The 21,265-nt window shown below is 37.5% G+C and carries 12 protein-coding genes; all 12 read left to right on the top strand.

All coding sequences use genetic code 11. The features are described from left to right. Window positions 1-1,409 precede the first annotated feature (1,409 nt). The 12 genes from rfbB to GQR39_RS20415 all read left to right on the top strand — a co-directional run bounded on the left by rfbB (window position 1,410) and on the right by GQR39_RS20415 (window position 21,057). Entirely contained in the window at window positions 1,410-2,495 is a 1,086-nt protein-coding gene (gene rfbB / locus GQR39_RS08120) for a dTDP-glucose 4,6-dehydratase (RefSeq protein ID WP_165735324.1), read from the top strand. Between the two features lie 497 nt (window positions 2,496-2,992). Further along, window positions 2,993-4,228: a mannose-6-phosphate isomerase, class I gene (gene manA, locus GQR39_RS08125; RefSeq protein ID WP_165735325.1), complete on the top strand. Its 1,236-nt coding sequence runs from the start codon at window positions 2,993-2,995 to the stop codon at window positions 4,226-4,228. Between the two features lie 42 nt (window positions 4,229-4,270). Next, window positions 4,271-5,686, top strand: a complete 1,416-nt coding sequence (locus GQR39_RS08130; RefSeq protein ID WP_165735326.1) for a mannose-1-phosphate guanylyltransferase/mannose-6-phosphate isomerase — start codon at window positions 4,271-4,273, stop codon at window positions 5,684-5,686. Between the two features lie 86 nt (window positions 5,687-5,772). Next, window positions 5,773-6,519 carry a hypothetical protein gene (locus GQR39_RS08135; RefSeq protein ID WP_165735327.1) on the top strand — a complete coding sequence of 249 codons (747 nt, stop codon included), beginning with the start codon at window positions 5,773-5,775 and terminating at the stop codon, window positions 6,517-6,519. A gap of 28 nt (window positions 6,520-6,547) precedes the next feature. After that, on the top strand, window positions 6,548-8,533 hold the full coding sequence (locus tag GQR39_RS08140; RefSeq protein WP_165735328.1) for a glycosyl transferase family 90: 1,986 nt from the start codon (window positions 6,548-6,550) through the stop codon (window positions 8,531-8,533). Between the two features lie 9 nt (window positions 8,534-8,542). After that, complete coding sequence (locus GQR39_RS08145; RefSeq protein ID WP_165735329.1) at window positions 8,543-9,748, top strand: hypothetical protein; 1,206 nt, start codon at window positions 8,543-8,545, stop codon at window positions 9,746-9,748. Between the two features lie 3 nt (window positions 9,749-9,751). Then, window positions 9,752-13,474: a glycosyltransferase family 1 protein gene (locus GQR39_RS08150; RefSeq protein WP_206007796.1), complete on the top strand. Its 3,723-nt coding sequence runs from the start codon at window positions 9,752-9,754 to the stop codon at window positions 13,472-13,474. Between the two features lie 16 nt (window positions 13,475-13,490). Continuing rightward, entirely contained in the window at window positions 13,491-14,909 is a 1,419-nt protein-coding gene (locus GQR39_RS08155) for a phosphomannomutase (RefSeq protein ID WP_165735331.1), read from the top strand. A gap of 209 nt (window positions 14,910-15,118) precedes the next feature. Then, complete coding sequence (locus GQR39_RS08160; protein ID WP_165735332.1) at window positions 15,119-17,881, top strand: glycosyltransferase; 2,763 nt, start codon at window positions 15,119-15,121, stop codon at window positions 17,879-17,881. A 62-nt stretch (window positions 17,882-17,943) separates the two neighbouring features. After that, entirely contained in the window at window positions 17,944-18,678 is a 735-nt protein-coding gene (locus GQR39_RS08165; protein ID WP_165735333.1) for a sulfotransferase family 2 domain-containing protein, read from the top strand. Next, the gene (locus GQR39_RS08170) at window positions 18,671-20,929 is read left to right on the top strand and encodes a WcbI family polysaccharide biosynthesis putative acetyltransferase (RefSeq protein ID WP_165735334.1); all 2,259 of its coding nucleotides are present in this window, start codon (window positions 18,671-18,673) and stop codon (window positions 20,927-20,929) included. The genes GQR39_RS08165 and GQR39_RS08170 overlap by 8 nt, the downstream gene beginning before the upstream one ends. A 5-nt stretch (window positions 20,930-20,934) precedes the next feature. Beyond that, window positions 20,935-21,057, top strand: a complete 123-nt coding sequence (locus GQR39_RS20415) for a hypothetical protein (protein WP_277344324.1) — start codon at window positions 20,935-20,937, stop codon at window positions 21,055-21,057. Window positions 21,058-21,265: the final 208 nt, after the last annotated feature.

Here is a 21,265-nt window from a genome sequence, read left to right on the forward strand (position 1 = left end):
TTATAAAGTGATTTTATCACCACAGAGAACACAGAGAAGTTAAGGAGAAGATCTTTTTCTCGGTGTAGCGCGCAGCGCCTCTGTGCCCTCGGTGGTAAAATTGTTTTGTAGGTGAGGTTTTATACCTCGCTCATAAAGTGAATAAGAGATTGTTATCACCACAGAGGATATAGAGAAGTGAAAGAGAAGATCTTTTTCTCGGTGAAGCGCGCAGCGCCTCGGTGCCCTCGGTGGTAGATTTGTTTTGTAGGTGAGGTTTTATACCTCGCTCATAAAGTGAATAAGAGATTGTTATCACCACAGAGGATATAGAGAAGTGAAAGAGAAGATCTTTTTCTCGGTGAAGCGCGCAGCGCCTCGGTGCCCTCGGTGGTAGATTTATTTTTAAGTAAAAAAACCAAAGTGATTGTTATCACCACCGAGAACACAGAGGACACAGAGAAGTGAAAGAGAAGCGCTAATTACTCCTCGGTGTAGCGCGAAGCGCCTCTGTGCCCTCGGTGGCAAAATTGTTTTGTAGGTGAGGTTTTATACCTCGCTCGTAAAGTGAATAAGAGATTGTTATCACCACAGAGAACACCGAGAACACAGAGAACACAGAGAAGTGTAGGAGAAGATCTAATTACTTTTCGGTGTAGCGCGCAGCGCCTCGGTGCCCTCTGTGGTAAAATTGTCTTGGGCTAAAGGTTATAAAGTGATTAAGACATTGTTATCACCACCGAGAACACAGAGGACACAGAGAAGTGAAAGAGAAGAGCTAATTACTTCTCAGTGTAGCGCGAAGCGCCTCTGTGCCCTCGGTGGTAAACTTGTCTTGGGCTAAAGCTCATAAAGCTCATAAAGTGATTAAGAGATTGTAATCACCACCGAGAACACAGAGGACACAGAGAAGTGAAGGAGAAGATCTAATTACTTCTCGGTGTAGCGCGCAGCGCCTCTGTGCCCTCGGTGGTAGATTTATTTTTAAGTAAAAAACTAAAGTGATTTTATCACCACAGAGAACACAGAGCTCACAGAGAAGTGAAGGAGAAGATCTTTTTCTCGGTGCAGCGCGAAGCGCCTCGGTGTCCTCGGTGGTAAAAATTGTCTTGGGCTAAGGCTCATAAAGTGAATAAGACATTGTTATCACCACCGAGAACACAGAGAAGTGAAGGGGAAGATCTTTTTCTCGGTGTAGCGCGAAGCGCCTCTGTGCCCTCGGTGGTAGATTTATTTTAAAGTGATTTTATGAACACAGAGAAGTAACGAGCAGACCTAATAACTCCTCGAAGTAGTGAGTAAAACCACAAAGCTCTTTATAGTATAAAAATTTAATATATAAAAAATTCAACAGTTTTACAGCTTATAGCTGAGGACTTATAACGACGATTTAAGGCCTAAAAGCCAAAAATTTATAAATGGAATAGCAGATGACAGTTAAAAATCTATTAGTAACAGGCGGAGCAGGTTTTATAGGCGCAAACTTTGTGCACTACTGGCTAAAACAAAACCCACAAGACAAAGTAATAGTGCTAGACGCACTTACCTATGCGGGCAACAAAGCCAACCTAAACTCTGTAGCAAATAACCCAAACATGACATTTGTACACGGCGATATTTGCGATACAACCCTAATTGAAAACCTAATCGACACTCATCAGTTAAATACCATAGTACACTTTGCAGCAGAGTCGCATGTAGATCGCTCAATTACAGGGCCAGATGCCTTTATTGAAACAAACATACTTGGTACATACAGCTTATTAAAAGCGGCTAAAAAAAAGTGGATAGACGAGCCAAAAGCGGCTGGCAATGAGCCACTAGAGCATCGCTTTCATCATGTAAGTACCGACGAAGTATACGGCACATTAAGTGCAACCGATCCGGCCTTTACCGAAGAAACAGCATACGCACCAAACTCACCTTATTCAGCGTCAAAAGCCGCGAGCGATCACTTAGTACGTGCGTATCACCATACTTATGGGCTTGAGGTTACAACATCAAACTGTTCAAACAACTACGGCCCGTTTCACTTTCCTGAAAAACTAATACCGCTTATTGTTACAAACATTTTGAACGACAAGCCACTGCCTGTGTATGGCGACGGTCAGCAAATACGCGACTGGCTATACGTAGAAGATCACGCCCGTGGTATAGAGCTAGTACTTAAAAAAGGCCGCATAGGCGAAAACTATAACATTGGCGGCAACAACGAATGGGCCAATATCGACATAGTAAAACTAGTATGTAAAGTAATGGGCGAAAAATTTGCAACCAATCCAGAACTTGCAAAGCGCTTCCCTAATGCAAAATCGGCAATTGCTAATAATGTTGAACAGTTAATTACTTACGTAACAGACCGCGCAGGGCACGACCGTCGTTATGCTATTGATGCAACTAAAACAAACAACGAATTAGGTTACGTACCAGCCGAAAGCTTTGAAACAGGCTTTGCTAAAACACTCGATTGGTACTTAGATAACGAAAGCTGGTGGACACCTTTGCTAGCTAAATAGTATTTAAAATAAAGTACTTAAAGCACTATCAATAAGTGCTTTTACAGCTTTGTAATGGTTTTTAGCTAGCTCGTAATACACTAATTTTTTGAACATTAAATTACACAGCAAAACACTGCTTACACTATATTCTTTTTTGTATCAAATAGCATAAGGCTTGTTGATTCTTAAAAATTAACAAGCCTATAATCAGAACCTTTTTACGTAAATTTGGTGGGGTTATCATATTTGTAACATTTAACTTTCATCTTATAAACAGCAAGCTCAATGCAAAGAGTTTTAAAATAGCGACTAGCATAAATTTATCATCCTGAGCTCAAATACATGCTAACCACTATGTTTATTTTGTGCTAAAATTGTCCGCTAGAAAAAACACAGGGAGTCAAATATACTACGTAAGTACTACTAGTTTAATCCTGGTGTTTAAGTTACAAATTTGGTTATAAGCGCTTATATAAAGCCACCAAGCAGTATTGTATTTATAAAGGATTATTACCATGACTGTATATGTTTTAGAAAACCCCATAATTAATAATGAATGGGGTTGCTCTAAGAGTATGGTTGAGTTGTATGGTTACAACAACCCACAAAACAAGCCCCTTGCAGAACTTTGGATGGGCGCACACCCTAAAGCAACGTCCTCAGTTGTTTTAACTAATAACGATTCAAAACCTCTGAATGAGTGGATAGCACGTAATCCAACAAATATATTAGGCCAAGTATGCGCCGCTAAGTTTTCAAACAAGCTGTCGTTTTTATTTAAAGTTTTATCAGCAGATTCGCCACTGTCGATTCAAAGCCATCCTAACAAGTTACAGGCTTTGGCAGGTTGGGAAAAAGAAAATGCAGAACAAATACCGCTAACAGCAGCGCACCGTAACTACAAAGACGATAACCACAAGCCCGAACTTGTATATGCAATTACCGAGTTTCATGCCTTAAATGGCTTTCGTGAATATTCTCAAATAGTTAAGCTGTTTAATTTAGTTAAAGGAGCTAACTTATCCCCTATAATTAATACGTTTGTTTCAGCGCTTACCTCACAAGGCTTAAAGCAATTTTACCAAGCCTTAATGACTCATCCAGCCCCCGCAGAGCTAGTAAACGAAGTTATTAATAATATAAAACAGCGCCTAAAAGCAAATATCGACCCAATGCCACTAAAAACTTTATGGCAGCTAATAATTAATATTAATAATAAGTACCCCGGCGATATAGGCGTATTAAGCCCACTATTAATTAACTACATAGTATTACAACCTGGCGAAGCTATGTTTTTAAATGCAGGTACGCTACATGCGTATTTAAAAGGCACATCGCTTGAGTTAATGGCTAACTCAGACAACGTACTGCGTGGTGGTTTAACGCCTAAGCATGTAGATGTAAAAGAGCTTTTACATACCACCGTGTTTGAGCCAAAAAAACAAAGCGATTTAAAGCTTAACGCCACAAAGTTAAACAAAAACGAGCACAGCTATAGTACTAATGTTGACGACTTTAAGCTTAATATTATCGTGCTAAGCAACGCAACACATAAAGTAGATAGCGTGCGCTCAGCCGAAATTTTATTTGTAGCTGAAGGCAACATACAAGTGCTTGCAAGTAACGGCTGCCAGGTCGCTTTAAAGGCAGGTGAAAGTTGCTTAATATCGGCCGAAAATTCAAGCTACCAGATTAAAGGCACCGGTAAAGTAGCCAGAGCATATACGCCAATAGTTAACACTATTGCTTAATAGCGTACTCAATTAAAAAGTTTTAAATTTTAAGGAACACAAATGATTTTACCAGTAATTATGTCGGGCGGTAACGGCTCACGACTATGGCCACTTTCTCGTAAGCAACACCCAAAGCAGTTTTTATCACTAATTGGTGAAAGCACCATGCTGCAAGAAACAATTTTGCGCTTAAAAGGGCTTGAAACACTCGCACCTTCAATTATTTGTAATAAAGGCCACCGCTTTATAGTAGCCGAGCAGCTTAACGAAATAGACGCACTAGGTGGCGACATATTACTTGAGCCACAAGGGCGCAATACCGCACCAGCGGTTGCATTAGCCGCTATTAAAGCAATTGAAAAAGGCTCAGACCCTTTACTGCTAGTACTTGCAGCGGATCATGTAATTACCGATGTAAATGCATTTCATACTGCAATTAAGCAAGCCCAAAAATGTGCAGAAGCAGGGCGACTCGTTACATTTGGTATAGTGCCAAACAAACCAGAAACAGGTTATGGCTATATACGCAGTGGCAAGCAAATAAAGGGCAGTGATTGCCTATTAGTTGAAGAGTTTGTAGAAAAACCAAATTTAAAAACGGCCACTACGTATGTAGAGTCGGGCGAATATTTTTGGAACAGCGGCATGTTTTTATTTAAAGCCAGTACCTACATACAAGAGCTTGAAAAACATCAGCCAGAAATACTGACTGCCTGTAAAGCTGCTATACACAACGCTGTAAACGACTCAGAATTTATTCGTGTTGATGCCGAATCGTTTTTAACCTGCCCAGACGACTCAATAGACTACGCAATTATGGAGCAAACTGCACATGCAGCCATGATCCCACTTAATGCCGGCTGGAGCGACGTAGGCTCGTGGTCGTCAATTTGGGAAGTAAAAGAAAAAGACGAAAACCAAAACGTAAAACGTGGCGACGTTAAAAGCATTGATACAAAAAACTGTTTAATAGATGCCCGCGATAAGCTAGTTGCCACCGTTGGCGTTAGTAACCTTGTAATAGTAGAAACCAGCGACGCGGTATTAATTGCTGACCAATCACGCGTGCAAGACGTTAAAAAAGTAGTTGAGCAACTAAACCGTGAAGAGCGCCTAGAGTCGGTACAACACAGAACTGTTTACCGCCCTTGGGGTCACATAAATTTACTACAACGCGGTGAGCGTTATAAATCTAAGCAAGTAACTATTAAGCCCCATGCGCGTTTATCGCTGCAAATGCATTACCACCGTGCAGAGCACTGGATTGTAGTATCGGGTACTGCAAAAGTACGCTGCGACGATAAAGAATCGCTAATTACCGAAAACCAATCAACGTATATTCCTATTGGGGCTGTGCATTCAATAGAGAATCCAGGCAGTATTCCACTAGTAATGATTGAAGTACAAACAGGCTCGTATATCGCAAAAGACGATATAGTACGCCTAGAAGATTTGTATGGTTTTGATAAAGATTAGTTGTTTGTACTTGTATTTAGCATTACTAATTAAATCGTGATGCTCAATACAAAAATATTTTTACTATTAATAAAGGCGGCAAATACATGAAGGTTTTAATATTTGGAGATAGTCACTCTATCTATTTCAATTTAACTAATGAGTTAAAAGAGTTAAATGAATCATTTCGTGGTGTTGAAACAAAAGTTGTTAAATTAACTGCTGCAACAATTTTAGGCTTTGGTAGAAGAGAAAGCACCCTCAATTCTAGAGAAAAGTTCATCAATGCATATAATGAATTTAAGCCTGATTACATTGTGTTTGCCTTGGGACAAGTCGATATAGAATTAGGACTTTACTATAGGAAAGTAGTAAAAAATGAAAGTTTTGAATTAGAAAGTTATTTAAATATGCTATGCGACACTTATTTATCGTCAATTAACGAATTAGTTAAAAGCTTAAATTTTGATAATTCTAAAATAATTTTAAAAGGTATTAACTTATCAGTATTAACAAAGTCTAGGCTAAAAGCAATAAACTATACTAGTAAGATTATTACTGAGAACGTTAATAACCAAGCGGAAATCAATCAATATAAAAATGAGTTGAACACAGCTTTCCCGTCCAATTATGAAAGATATAAAACACATATTAAATTCAATCAGCTGTTAAAAGAAAACAAAGAAAGTGATCAAAAGTACTTTGATATAAATAAAGAAATCGAAGATCCGACTAGACTCGGGCAATGTAAATCTATCTTTATACCTGCATATGCTGATCATCACCTTTTAGATAGCCTATATCTAAGAGAATTATCAATACAAAAAATGCTTTCATGTATCCTCGATTTATAGGCTTACTAAACAAAGGTGAAAAATAAAAATGAGAAAGTTGTATATACACATAGGCTTCCATAAAACAGGTTCAACATCGATACAGCATTCATTAAAAGATTCTTTAAATGATTTGCAACTTGCTGATTGGGACTTTTTATATACTCACCCAAGTGGTAATAGTTCAGAGGTAGTAAAAGTTGAAAGTGACTTTGTTAATGCTAAATATTCAATAAAAAATAAATTTTTTGAAATATTAAAATCTACAAGTAAAAATAATGTTGTTTTTTCAGCTGAGCATTTATGTTTTATTACAAACCCAGATGAAATTAATAAAATATGTGAATTTGCTAAAAGCTTATTTGATGAAGTACATATAATTGCCTTTTTACGCAGGCAAGACAAGTTAGCACGTAGCTTTAAAGAGCAGTCAGCTAAAACGGTTACGTATAAATCAAACCCCGGTAGTATTTTAATGGGGCACTCGCCAGAACCTTTACCTGAAGTAACAATTAAAGTACTAGAATATTTTGATTTTAGTAAAAAAATAAAATTATGGATTGATAGTTTTGGCAGTAACTACGTAAAAGTGTTCGACTTTGATGTAGTTAAAAAAGAAGGGCTTTGCCGTTTTTTTTCAAAGGTTATAGGTTTGCCATTTGAATTAAACGAAGTAAAAGTTAATGAGTCTTTAGCTTTAAACCAAAATAGATATTGGCATCTTTTTGCTCAGTTTGGGTTGAATGATAAACAACTGAGTGATTTAAAGAAAATAATAAAGCCCAATAAAAATAAAGTCCTTCTTCATAAAGAAGATGCACTCAGTTTTTTGAATGTTTTTGATGAATCCAATAAGAAACTATCTAAGCAACTAGCTTATAAAAGTAACTTTTTTGATAATGAAATGGGTGATTATGAAGATGGTGAGTTTAAGGTTAAACCACTTGATATTGACTTGTTAATAAGAACGCTGTGTAAATATCAATACGGTTTAAATATTGATAAAGTAGTTGACTCAATTAGAGATAGCGCTATTAATTCCCTAAACAATGGCTCTAACCTAACAAATGCATATGATTTACTTACAGCGGCTAATAAAATTAGACCTCAAGGGGTATTGATCAAAAATAAAAAAGCATATGCTGAGTTTTTACTAGGTGAAAAAAATGGCGTTGCTTTAAAAACAGACTTAGAAAGGCTTGATTACTACATGCCTTTTACAAGTATTAGGTATAAAAACAACAAAGTGGATTCTAAAAAAATAACTACAGATAAAATTTTTTCCTTCAAAAAAAATACGTTTAAAGACGTTGATATAGCTAAAACATATTTAAAAGATCTTGAAGAAATTTTTGAATCTATTAGAGGTGATGTAGTTATTCCTGTGCAGCTAGGAGATAAAACACTCACAACAAAACCTAAAGTAGCCTTTGTAAAAGCAAGAAAAATTGGTTGTCAAAAATCTATATTATTAAAGTTAAACACTAACAGGCATTGGAAATACGATATTTCAGGAGATATTTCTTGGGAAAGTAAATTAGATAGTGCTATTTGGCGTGGTGCAACAACAGGTTATGATGATAAAAGAGCTATATTTGTTGAAAAGTACCACAATGCTTATGATGTTGGCTTTTCTAAAGTTGTGCAAGGTAAAGAGTTAGATGGCAATTATTTTAAACCTTATACAAGTATAGCGGCTCAATTAAAAAATAAATTTATTATAAGCCTTGAAGGGAATGATGTAGCCACAAATTTAAAATGGGTTTTAGAATCGAACTCCGTGCCTATTATGTGTAAACCCACTAAAGAGACTTGGTTAATGGAAGGCCTTTTAGAGCCTTATGTTCATTACTTACCGCTTGATGATGACTATTCTAACTTAGAAGAGTTATTAGGTTGGGCTAAGGCTCATGATGCTGAATGTAAAAGTATTGCTTTAAATGGTAAAAAATATATGACTCAGTTTAAAGATGATACTAAAGAGTTATATTTGCAGCGAATGCTTGTGATGCAGTACTTAGGTTTAAACAAATAAGGAAAGATAGTGAAGTTAGTCATTCATATTGGTACTGAAAAAACAGGTACCTCATCTCTACAGTTGTGGGGCGCGCAAAATAGGCAGCCACTACAAGAAGCTGGTGTGTACTATTCGAAATTATTGGGCGAGGTAGATCACCGAAAGGCAAGTGTTTATCCGCTGACCCATGGTGTAAGTGATGATGGGTTTGAACGCTATAATATTAGTAATAACGATGAATTTACAGCATTTAAAACACAGTTAGAGCTTGATTTTAAAAATGAAGTTGAGTTTGCTAAATCCCTTAACTGCAGTCATTTTATTGTGTCGAGTGAGCACTTACACTCTCGCATAATAACTAAAGAAATGGTTGAAAGTGTAAAAGCATTATTTGCCCCACACTTTAGTGATGATGATATGCAAATCTTATGTTACGTAAGACCACAAGCAGATTTATTTCAAAGCCGGCTATCTGTAGGGGTAAGAAATTTAACTCACAGTAAAGCAGAAGTCGAAAATTTATGGAAAAACGAGTCTGTATATTTTAATTATTATGATTTATGGCAAAGGTGGGCAGCGGTATTTTCTCACGTAACATTTAAGCCATTTAATAAGCATAAAAATGTTATAGAAGACTTAGCTAATATTTTAGGTATTTCGTTAAGTGATTATACTACCCCCGCAAGAGTAAACGAAAAACTTGACTATCGCATGGGATTAATAGGGTTTAATTTACGTAATGTTATACGAACGATTTCTATGAAAAAAGAGTTGCTTAACTTATATTTTGAACAAATAGAGTGTAAAGAACCTATTACTATTTCACGAGCGTTAGCATCAAAAATTAATGCTTTTTATCGAGAGTCGAACATTGCATTTTGTAAGGCAAACAGTCATTTTTTATTGACCGATATTGAAGCTGACTTTAAAAAGTTCGCTGTGGAAGGCTCCGCCGATAAAATGTTTGAAGAAAACGAAACCATTGCCTTTTTAGTACAAATATTAATACGCAATTATTGCGATATTAATTTGCTACATTGTGATAATGAGTTTTTGAAAATAGAGCGGGCGCTAGCAAGAGGTAATGTAAAGAATGCCGCTGGTTTTAAATTAAAACTACTTAGTTTATTGGCAAAGTTTGACGATATGAACTTTGAAAGCAAATACAATTTGAAGCACGTTAGCGCTAAAGTTGACTCGATTAAAACTAAGTTACAAACAGTAAAAGTATAGGGCATGGCAGCAATGAAAATTTGGGTAGACGGACAGTGTTTTCAAACAGGTAGTAATGTACGCGGTATTGGCCGTTATGTAATTGATTTCCTAAAAGAACTCGCCGAAAAAAACGTAGAGTTAGTGGTTTCGCTTAATGGTTCTATGAAGCAAGAAGCAGTAGCTGCACGTAATTATATTAAAAAAGTTGTGCCAAGTTGCGATATACAAACCTGGTATGGAATAACTCCTGATGGTGAAGTTCGCCGCGGGTATTGTACTGAACGTATGACAGATGAATATATTTTAGCTGAGCATATAAATACAATAAATCCAGATATAGCTTTATCGCCAAGCCCGTTTGAGGGTTCAGTAGATTGCTCAAACCCATTTATTAAACCGGGTTATATTAATAGCGATATTTTAACGTCGTGTATATATCACGATGCTATACCGCACCGTTACCCAGACATTTATTTGCAAGACGAAAATGCGTATAAACTTTACTACCGCCGTTTTGAGCAAATACCAAATTTTGACGTAGTGCTGTGTAACTCACAGTTTACTGAAGACGAATACCAAGATATTTACGAGCAAACAAATAGCGTGGCTATATCGGCTGGGCTTTCTGACGATATTCAAGCATTAATTAATAATTGGGTGTATGACGAAAACTCGATTGGCGCACAGTATGGCGACTATGTTGTGTATGTTGGTGGCATGGATTGGCGTAAAAATGTACCGTGCTTAGTTAAAGCAATGGCTAACTTGTCGGCGTGCCGTGCGGGCGAGATGAAGCTAGTACTGGTTGGCGACTTTGGTGACGAGTACATTAACCCGTTAAGAGCTATTTTTGATGAGCATTCTATCCCGCAAACTAATTTAGTAACCACGGGTTATATTTCTGATAAAGAGCTGGTTGATTTATATAAAAATGCATTTGCAGCTGTACAGCCTTCTCGTATGGAGGGGTTTGGTTTAGGCGCACTTGAGGCTATGGCTTGTGGCACCCCGTTTTTTTCGGCCTCGGGCGGCGCAGTAGAAGAGGTTGTACAAAGCGATGATCAGTTGTTCGATCCTGATGTACACCATACTTTAACTTATCTGCTTCAAAAACTATTAACCAACGACACATTTAGAGACACCATAATTGCTCATGGTTATGAGCGTGCTTTGACTTTTTCGTGGGCTAAAGCGGTAGACTTAAGCTTAAATGCTTTTAACCAAGCATTAAGTGAGCGCCCGGCTAAAACCGTAGACGAAGCAAGTGCTGAAAAGCCTGCTACGGCGCAAAGTTCTCGCCTTATTATGGATGTTACTTCTACAGCTCAAAGCCCGGTACTTTCGGGTATTCAGCGTGTAATGCATAACTTAGCTAAAGCAGCATTAAAACAAAATGCAACAGAGCAAAACCAAACGGTATTAAGCTATTGTAGGGATGCATCTGGTTGGTATGCACTTTCTGAGTTAAGTAAACCTGCTGTTAAATTACAGCCTCAAAACAGAATCACATTTGAAAATAATGATTCGTACTTATTGCTAGATAGCTCATGGACCTTTATTGAAGGGCAAGAGCCGCGCCTAGCTGATGCGCTGGTATGTGGTGAAGAAGTAGTACATGGTATTCATGATATTGGTCCATTGACCATGTCGGCAATGACCGACGAAGGTATGCCACCGGCGTTTAGACGTTGGTTTGAATTTGTACTAGGGTACTCTACCGGTATTGTGTGTGTATCGCGTGCGGTAGCCGACGAAGTATACCAACTAATTGAAGACATAAAATTACCGCGCCCTATGAAAATAGGCTACTTTAGATTAGGTGCCGACTTTGCTGATGTAGAGCCTGATGTAAGCGAGCTAGGTTTTACCAAAACTCGCCCAACTTTTTTAATGGTAGGTACTATTGAGCCACGTAAAGGCCAATATTATGGTTTAAAAGCGTTTGAAAAATTATGGGAACAAGGCGTTGATGTAAATCTTGTTATTGTAGGTAAAGCAGGTTGGGATACTAAGTTATTACAAGCTATGCTTGAAAACCACCCAGAGCGTGAAAAACGGTTATTTTGGCGACAAGGTATATCTGACTCTGGCTTAGCAGCCGTATACCAAGAAGCCGATGCACTAATTATGACCTCATACCTTGAAGGTTTTGGCTTACCAGTGGTTGAAGCTGGGCGTAAAAACTGCCCAGTAATATTGGCAGACTTACCAGTGTTTAGAGAAGTGGGTGAAGGCGCACCAAAAGCGACTTACTTTGAAGTAGGCTCTGCTGAATCGTTAGCAAATACAATTACCGATTACATTGAAACTGAGCTTGATGTAGATCACAAAGCGGTAGAGGTTAATTGGCCAAGCTGGGATGAAAGCGCGCAAGAAATTAAAGAGGTAGTATTAAATGGTAATTGGCATAAATACTACGAGCCAGAGCAAGTACTGCCAAATACGGCATTCAATGATGTAGGTGAAATTTATACACTTAAAGCACTTGAAGAGCACGAAACAACTCATACGCTTAACATTGCAGAAGGGCCGTTTTTATCTGACGATGGTTCACACTTACGAATTGCAGTAGCGGTTAAAAACTTAAGTGATAATTTATGGTCAAGTAATTTAGGCCATCCAGCCGGTTTAAATATTAACTTAAGCTACCACTTGTATGATAAAGCAGGCAATTGTATAAATTACGATAACCCGCGTACGCATATTCCGTTTGTATTGCCAGTAAATAATGAACTGTTATTACCAATACGCGTTAATACCGATTGGTTATTAAAAGGCGCTCATTCAATAGGGATAGAGCTTGTACAAGAGGGCGTACGTTGGTTTGGTAATGAGAAAAAATTATTACTTACTCAGCCTTATGTTGCTCAACTTGAACAAGAAGCAACCCCTGATAACTACGAATTAGAGGCACCGCAATTAGTTCACTTTAGAGGTCCATTTGGTCCTGAAATTGACGTAGAGCAGTACTTTTTATTTGCAGCAATTAACAGCGAAAAATTCCCATTGCCTTATTACGGTGACGACAAAGAATCACTGTTTACGTACGCACTGGTAAATAAGCTGGGTAATAAGTCGCATAAAGGTGTGTGGGCGGTAAGCCACTTTGATACGGTTGAAGCGTATAACACGGGTTACCTTGGCTTATTTGCAAATACTAAACATATTGAAGAATCTGAGTTTATTGAAATTTATTACAATAAACATGCATGGCGATTTAATTTAACTACGCACGAAATTGAGCAAGTTAAAGTTAAGCAAGTGCAACCAGAAGTTGACTTTACATGGATGGACGCATTAAACACCGACACTATTAAACCACAAGAGCTAGCTGTAGCATTTAGCCCTGATACACCTATTACATTACGCGGGTTTAATAAATTAGAAAGCTCGCATGTATGGATGGCCGAAACCACAGGTGAGCTAGATATTAGTAACTTACTTGCCAAAGAAACGCTTATTACTAAAGCTAAGGTAATTTGTTCGCCATTTAAAGAGCTTCAAGAGCCTATTGAGCTGAGCATGTATTTTGGTAAAAAACTAGTAGAGAAAAAGACTCTTTCTAGCGACTTTATGGAATACAGTTTTACTATTACTCCAGATGATATGAAAGCATTAATAAAAAACCAATTTAGAATTAAGTTTGTTACTAATGGTCAGGCAAAGGAATTAGCAGGCGAACGTATGTTATCGATTTGTTTTGCAAAATTATCGTTTACAACGTTAAACGCTAACAACATTTAAATTATTGGATTTTATTATGCTTATTTCATCTAAAATTATTGAGCAATCGGCTGTTAACTTTGGCACCAGCGGAGCACGAGGGCTAGTAACAGAGTTTACTGCCGACACATGTGGCGCGTTTACTGCTGCGTTTATTAACGTTATGAAAACAAATTTTGAGTTTTCTAGCGTTGCTATTGCGATTGATAACCGCCCAAGCAGCCCAGACATTGCAAAAGCATGTGCTGCGGTACTTGAGCAATACGGTATTAACGTAATTTATTATGGCGTTGTGCCTACTCCGGCTTTAGCTGCTGCCGCTATGGCTAAAAATATTCCGTCTATTATGGTGACGGGCAGCCACATACCGTTTGACCGTAATGGGCTTAAGTTTTACCGCCCAGATGGCGAAATTGGTAAAAACGATGAGCAATTAATTTTGTCGTGCGAAGCAACGTTTGAGCCTGTTACGCATTTAAACGAGCTTGTAACCGACTCTAGCGCAGCTCAGCTTTACGTTGAGCGTTATACATCGTTATTTGATGCACAAGTGCTTGCTGGTAAAAATGTAGGTATTTATGAGCATTCAAGCGCTGGACGCGATTTATATGGCGATATTTTTACTCAGTTGGGTGCAAATGTTACGGCGCTTGAGCGTTCTGACGTGTTTGTACCTATTGATACCGAAGCTGTTAGTGAAGACGATTGCTTAAAAGCACGTAATTGGTCAAAGCAGCATAACTTTGATTTTATATTTTCGACAGATGGTGACGGTGACAGGCCTTTAGTTGCAGACGAAAAAGGCGAGTGGCTACGTGGTGATATTTTAGGTTTATTGTGCTCGCAATTGCTTAACATTGAAGCTTTAGCAGTGCCGGTTAGCTGTAATACGGCTATTGAAAAATCAAATAGCTTTAAACATGTAGCGCGCACTAAGATTGGTTCGCCTTATGTTATTGCTGAGTTTGAAAAGCTAAATAATGACTACGAAAGTGTTGCCGGTTTTGAAGCAAACGGTGGTTTTTTATTGGGCTCCGATATTACTATTAATGGCGCTCGCTTAAGTGCATTACCTACGCGTGATGCTGTACTACCTGCCATTGTGTTACTAGCAGCAGCGAGCAATGCTACGGTTTCGAGTTTAGTTGCTAACTTACCAAGGCGTTTTACAGCAAGCGATAGGGTAAAAGACTTTGCTACGCAGCGTAGCTTGTCAATTATTGAGGTAGCAAAAGCGGATCCTGATGCATTACTAAGCCACTTAGGCTTTGAAAACATTAAAGTTAGTGCTTCAAATACGACAGATGGCTTAAGGTTAACTTTAAGTAATGATGATATTATTCATTTGCGTCCGTCGGGTAATGCGCCTGAATTACGCTGCTATGCTGAGGCAAACTCTGAACTGGTTGCCAAAAACTATGTAGAGCAAGTATTAAGTAACATTAAAGCACTATAAGCTTTTAATAAGTGTATGCAAAAATTAGCAACGTTAAGGCTTGCTATTTGTTGTGTACACTTTTTTTATATTAGCCCTTTAATTTTTTGTTAATTAATATAACTAATTAGTGTAACTAATTTACATATAAAGCAATGCGTGAAATAGTATAAAAATAATGTAGATAACGATTTCTTTAAATAAAAAGAAGCCAAATACAGGTAACAAAAATGACCGAACAAAATGATTCTATAGTAACCGCTACCCCAAAAGCAGAAGAGTCGCTTATTGGTGCAATTGATAATGTTGAAGCTGGCGCTGTTTTTGGCTGGGCTTATAACAGACTTAACGATGAGCCAATTGCGGTAAGCATTGTTGCTGAAAATCGTGTTTTAGGTACTGGCGTTGCTGATATTTACCGAGAAGATTTAGATAAAGCAGAAATTGGCAATGGTAAGCATAGCTTTAAAATAAACATAGAAGAGCTACCTGTTAACGATGACCGTGAAGTTACTTATACTCTTGTTAATACCGTGACTGCCCAACCTATCGAAAATGCCGTTTTTGTTCGAAAACATACCAAGCCTAAATTAAGAATAAATATAAAAGGCGAACAGCACGGCCACGTAGTGGTGCATGTAGAGGCAGACCAAGCGGTTGAAGAGCAGACCTTTTTACTTTTTAACGAAAATAAGCAAATTGGCCAAATTACTAAAAGCAGTACCGAAACGTCGTTCGACGTAATGTTTGGACTTCCTTTAGAGTTAACTGATGGGCACAATCATTTAATTAAAGTTGCTCTTTTAAACCAACCTCAAATTGCCGCTACTGCCGTTATTAATAGCCAAACAATAAAAACACCGTGGCAATATCTTAAAGATAGCTTTAATAAGCCAGGTTTTTTATCTCTTTCTAAACAGGCTGATAAGCGCTATGAGTCGTTATGTTTTCAACTGCAAAGCATAGCTGATGGCGAAGCACTGCTCGATCATGGAAATTTAAATACGGTTCATAAAATAATTTCTCAGGGCTTTGAAGGGCGTACTAGTTTTATACCATTTGATATACCTAAATTTAAAAACCCTGAAGTGTCTATTATAGTGCCGGCTTATAACCAGTTTGCTCTTACTTATTATTGTATTGCTTCAATTGTTTTAGCTTACAATAAAACAAGCTATGAGGTTATTTTAGCCGACGATTGTTCTACAGATGAAACAAGTGAAGCGCAAAGCATTATTGGTAACTTAGTTGTTTCCCGCAATGTAGAAAACCTACGTTTTTTACGTAACTGTAATGCTGCGGCTAAAAAAGCCAAGGGTGATTACATTGTATTTTTAAACAACGATACAGAAGTAACATCATACTGGTTAGATGAATTAGTAGCAAAACACAAAAGCGATTCGCTAATAGGTATGACAGGTTCTAAATTGCTCAACCTTGATGGCACCATGCAAGAAGCGGGTGGTATTGTTTGGGGCACTGGCGAGCCGTGGAATGTAGGGCGAGACTTAAATCCACTAACGCCAGAGTACAATTATGCACGCGAGGTTGACTACCTAACAGGCGCTGCAATGTGTATTACCAAAGATGTATGGAATGAAGTAGGTGAGTTTAGTGAAGAGCTAGTACCTTGCTATTACGAAGATACAGACATAGCGTTTAAAGTACGTGCAGCTGGTTACAAAACTGTTTATGTGCCGCACTCTGAAGTGGTCCATTTTGAAGGCCACAGCCACGGTACTGATGTAACTAAAGGCCTAAAGCGTTACCAAGTAATTAACGAACAAACTTTTCGCTCTAAGTGGTTTAAAGATTTCCGTAATAATGGAACCCCTAGCTTTGAAAATTTAAGGTTTGAAAAAGATCGCAATATCGATCAGCGTATACTGGTGATTGACTACGCAACTCCAACGCCAAATAAAGACGCAGGCAGTTATGCTGCCATTCAAGAAATTAAGCTAATTCAGTCGCAAGGGTTTAAAGTGACCTTTGTACCTGCCAACCTAGCGCACTTTGGCAAATACACAACAGAGTTACAGCGTATGGGCGTAGAGGTGTTGTATGCACCGTTTTACCATAGCGTAAACCACGTACTAGAAACTCGCTTAGATGAATTTGATGCTGTTTACATAACACGTTACTACATAGCACAAGATTATATTGACTATATTAACGACAACTCTAACGCTAAAGTTATTTTTAATAATGCTGATTTACATTTTTTACGTGAATTAAGGGCTTCTCTTCGTGTTGATGACGATGATGATGACGCTATCAATAAAGCGCTTAAAACTCGCTCAGAAGAGCTTACTGTGTGCCAAAAAGCTGATGCTGTTTTATGCTATAACGCGACAGAGCATGCTGTTATTACGTCACATATATTAAATACAAAAAAATTACATATAACGCCGTGGGTGCTTGAGCAAAAACCTGTAGGGCCTGCATTTGAAAAACGTGAAGGAATTGCATTCTTAGGTGGCTTTAACCACACCCCTAATGGTGAGGCAGTAGAATATTTAGTTAATGATATTATGCCTTTACTTGCAAAACAGCGTCCAGAGATTATGCTTTATGTGTACGGCAGTAATATGCCTGTCGAATATGATGAATATAATTGCGATAACGTTGAAATGGTTGGTTTTGCAGAAACACTTGACGGCGTTTACCACGATCACCGTGTGTTTGTTGCGCCATTACTTTCGGGCGCGGGTATTAAAGGTAAAGTACTTGAAGCTATGGCTTACGGTACACCCACGATTCTTACCGAAGTAGCCGCTGAAGGCACTGGTTTAACACAAGGTATAAGCACCTTGATAGCGCAAGAGCCACAAGAATGGGTCGATGCGATAATAAAACTATACGACGATAAAAAACTGTGGGAAAAGTTCGCCGAGAATGAGCAAACCCTAGTTGCTGAAAAGTACTCTTTTGAACATGGCCATAAAGCGTTTAAAAAGATTTTTTCGAGCGTAGGCGTGTATTCAAGTAAATAAATAGATATTAATTGCTACTTACTCTTTAGGGCTAAGTAGCAATTAAAATAACAGGATAGAAAATGAAAACAATCATCTTGCACTATCATCTTTTCAAAAATGCAGGCACATCATTAGATGCAGCCCTAAAAGAAAATTTTAGTGAAGAAGAGGGTGAATGGGTTACTAAAGAGTTTCCTGGGCAGCCTGCTAAAAATAGAGAGGAGCTCAAACAATGGGTTATTGATAACCCTCAAGCTAAATGCTTTTCATCGCATACTGCTATATTTCCAGTTCCTCAAATTGAAGGTATAAAAATCATACCGGTTATTTTTTATCGTCACCCAATTGATAGAATTGCTTCCGCTTATTCCTTTGAAAGAAAACAGGGAGGGGAGAGCTATGGAGCTACATTAGCACGTGAAAGTACACTAGCGGGTTATATTGAGTCTCGTCTCTCGGTAAAAGGGGATCGACAGTGTTGTGATTTTCATGCTCATCGTTTAGCTACGATGTTTGGTGAAAAACAAGGCGATGAAGCAACAAGAGCTAAAATGGCGATAGAAGCGCTACCTTTTGTTGGCTTAGTTGAAAAGTATTCAGAATCGTTAGAGCGTTTAGAGGCTTTATTAAAAGCGGAAGGGTTTGAAGGTATTAAGCTAAAACCAGTAGAGAAAAATGTATCCCGCGGAGTTAAAAAAACCTTAGATGAAAAATTAGCAGAAATTAAAGAGCAATTAGGTGACGAGGTTTTTGATATGTTAGCTACGGCTAATGTAGTTGATCTAGAAATCTGGGATAAATTAAATAATGACTAATAAAAAAAAAGTTGTTGTTGTTGGAAATTGCCAAGCAAGACCAATAGCAAGCTTACTTGAGGCTATGAGTGATGAAATAGAAGTTACCAAAGTCGCAATTGTCCATTTACTTAATTCCGTTCAAGAAGCTGAGTATAAGCCTTTTTTTGAAGAGGCTGATTACATAATCGCGCAATTAGTTAGTGACAACTATCCCTGTAAATTTGTACAAACAGACTTGTTAGCACAGTCTTATGGACATAAATTAGTTAAGATTGTTAATTTATTTAGTTACGCAGATACCCCGTATTTAAGAAACTTACCAAAGAACCTTCGTGGGGCAGAACCTCCTTTTGGTGACTATCATTTCCCCGTTGTTTATGAATGCTGGGAGAGCGGTAAAGATATAAATACAGCTGTATTAGAGCTTAATAAGCAAAATAATAACGCGGCTAAGCAGGCTGACAGTTACGAAGAATTAGCGGCTAGAGAAAAGTTGGCTGATGTAGCTATTGTTGATTACATTAAAAATGCTAAGCACCGCTTATTTCATACATTTAACCATCCTCGTAATAATTTACTTTTAGAGTATACAAAACGAATTCTTAAGCGTCTTAAGCTCAAAGAGCTACCGCTAAATGAAAAGCCAGCAGGAGCTTTTTTAGGTCAGTTTATACCTTTTATGAAAAGTGGCGAAAGCCCTGAACATAAGCTGATTAAAGATAAGAAGGTTGTATTAAAGACAACAGGGCAATTAGTTAAAGATTTTTATGATTTTTATAAAAAAAATATGAATAGTCAGTCCAAAAGCATTGAAGAGACAATAATACCTAAAGTAATAGTTCAATATTGGGATGGTGAACTACCAGCTGAAATTAAAAAACTGACTGATACTTGGAAAAAAAATAACCCTGAATTTGAATATAAGATATTTAATCATGAACAGGCTGTAAAATTTATACGCGATCATTATGATAAGAAAGCTTCAACTCTTTTCCTCAAAGCTAAACTACCCGCGATGCAATCAGATATATTTAGAGTCGCTTATTGCTTAGCAAAGGGTGGATTATATGTCGATGCGGCAACAAGCTGTAATAAGTCGTTGATTGATTTATTTAATAGGCCTAAATCTTTACAAGTTATGAGGAAGTGGCATGGGGGCATTTGGAATGGCTTTATACTAACGGCTGCGCAACACCCAGTGTTGAACAATATATGGAATAAGATTCTTTACAATTTAGACTGTGAGGTAGGTGTTGATGTATGGAGCACAACTGGGCCTGGCTTGTTTAATGAGTTTTGTAAAGGCTCTAATAACCTTGATATATTAGACCAAACAGACCTTTCAAAATACTTCTCTTTAGTTAATGAGTTACAGCATAAGAAAAAGAATCATTGGTCACAAGTACAGAAAGGAACTTCTATTTTCAATGCACCGAGCGATAGAGTTGCGAAGCCAAGGATAATCTTACATTTAGGGCCGCATAAAACAGGAACAACCTCTTTTCAAAACATATTAGAGAAAAACGAAGGCTTATTAACAAGTGAAAGCATTGGATTAATTACGATTAGATCTAACTTTTCTGATAGTTATAAATCATTAAGAAATGATTATACAAAAGTATTACAAGCGGCTTTATTAGTTGACAAGGCTGACGAAGAAGTCGTAATTATAAAGCTTGCTAATATATTAAATTCAATAGTAGAAACTATGCAAGGTGAACAGCCAAGTATAAAAAAAATATTAATAAGTGACGAAAACCTTTTAGGTCCACTGGTAGGGCATTATTTTGCTAATAGGAAAGGTAGAGAAAGAAACTTTTATACTTTACATAAACTAGTTTTTAGCGCTATGAAGGTTGCTTTTGGTTCTAATTTAGAGCAAGTTATTCTGGGTGATCGAGGTTGTGAACACTTTATAAAATCAAGTTATAAGGACTTTATTAGTAAGCTTACCGATGCAGAAAGTTTAAAGTATTTTAGAGATAACTTGAGTAGTTCAGTAGATGAGCAATACGACATGTTTTTTAAAAATGCAGAGCTTATTTTTAATAGTAAGCTCAAAGTGTTTAACTTTGATGTTTTTTGTAAAAATATGATTGCTATTATCAATGAAATACTAAGTGTAGAAATTGATAAAGAGCAGGACAGTTTGACTGCTAATGCCTCTATAAGCCAAAGAGGTATTGATATTGCTTTGAAGGTTATTCCAGAATTAAAGAGCTCTAAGGAAGTTAATCAATTTCGCAAGTTTCTCAATTCGGTAAGTTAAATTATATGAAAAATAAAGATGTAAAAGCCTTTATAGATAATTTACCGAATGATGTATCTAGTTATATTTTACAAGATGTACCACGTTGGACGGTAGTGCTTCGCTATAAAGGAAGTGAACCATTTTAATCTTTTATAAGACTAGACAGAGTTCCGTAGTTTAATTCAATATAGGGCGAGAATAGCCAAAAAAATTCATGCAAAAAATCTAGTTGGTTTTATTAATAACCTTCATACAAATAACCCTAATGCCTGGGTAACTAATCTATTTATCTCCTGCGGTGATATAGGTCCTGGTTTTTATACGATAACGCGATAACGGGGTCAAGTCTTGATT

Source organism: Pseudoalteromonas sp. C8 (assembly GCF_011378685.1).
Lineage (GTDB): Bacteria > Pseudomonadota > Gammaproteobacteria > Enterobacterales > Alteromonadaceae > Pseudoalteromonas > Pseudoalteromonas arctica.

Bases quoted from the DNA above. Each gene is read 5' to 3' on its own strand.
- rfbB (WP_165735324.1), top strand. From the start codon at position 1,410: ATGACAGTTAAAAATCTATTAGTAACAGGCGGAGCAGGTTTTATAGGC.
- manA (WP_165735325.1), top strand. From the start codon at position 2,993: ATGACTGTATATGTTTTAGAAAACCCCATAATTAATAATGAATGGGGT.
- GQR39_RS08130 (WP_165735326.1), top strand. From the start codon at position 4,271: ATGATTTTACCAGTAATTATGTCGGGCGGTAACGGCTCACGACTATGG.
- GQR39_RS08135 (WP_165735327.1), top strand. From the start codon at position 5,773: ATGAAGGTTTTAATATTTGGAGATAGTCACTCTATCTATTTCAATTTA.
- GQR39_RS08140 (WP_165735328.1), top strand. From the start codon at position 6,548: ATGAGAAAGTTGTATATACACATAGGCTTCCATAAAACAGGTTCAACA.
- GQR39_RS08150 (WP_206007796.1), top strand. From the start codon at position 9,752: ATGGCAGCAATGAAAATTTGGGTAGACGGACAGTGTTTTCAAACAGGT.
- GQR39_RS08155 (WP_165735331.1), top strand. From the start codon at position 13,491: ATGCTTATTTCATCTAAAATTATTGAGCAATCGGCTGTTAACTTTGGC.
- GQR39_RS08160 (WP_165735332.1), top strand. From the start codon at position 15,119: ATGACCGAACAAAATGATTCTATAGTAACCGCTACCCCAAAAGCAGAA.
- GQR39_RS08165 (WP_165735333.1), top strand. From the start codon at position 17,944: ATGAAAACAATCATCTTGCACTATCATCTTTTCAAAAATGCAGGCACA.
- GQR39_RS08170 (WP_165735334.1), top strand. From the start codon at position 18,671: ATGACTAATAAAAAAAAAGTTGTTGTTGTTGGAAATTGCCAAGCAAGA.
- GQR39_RS20415 (WP_277344324.1), top strand. From the start codon at position 20,935: ATGAAAAATAAAGATGTAAAAGCCTTTATAGATAATTTACCGAATGAT.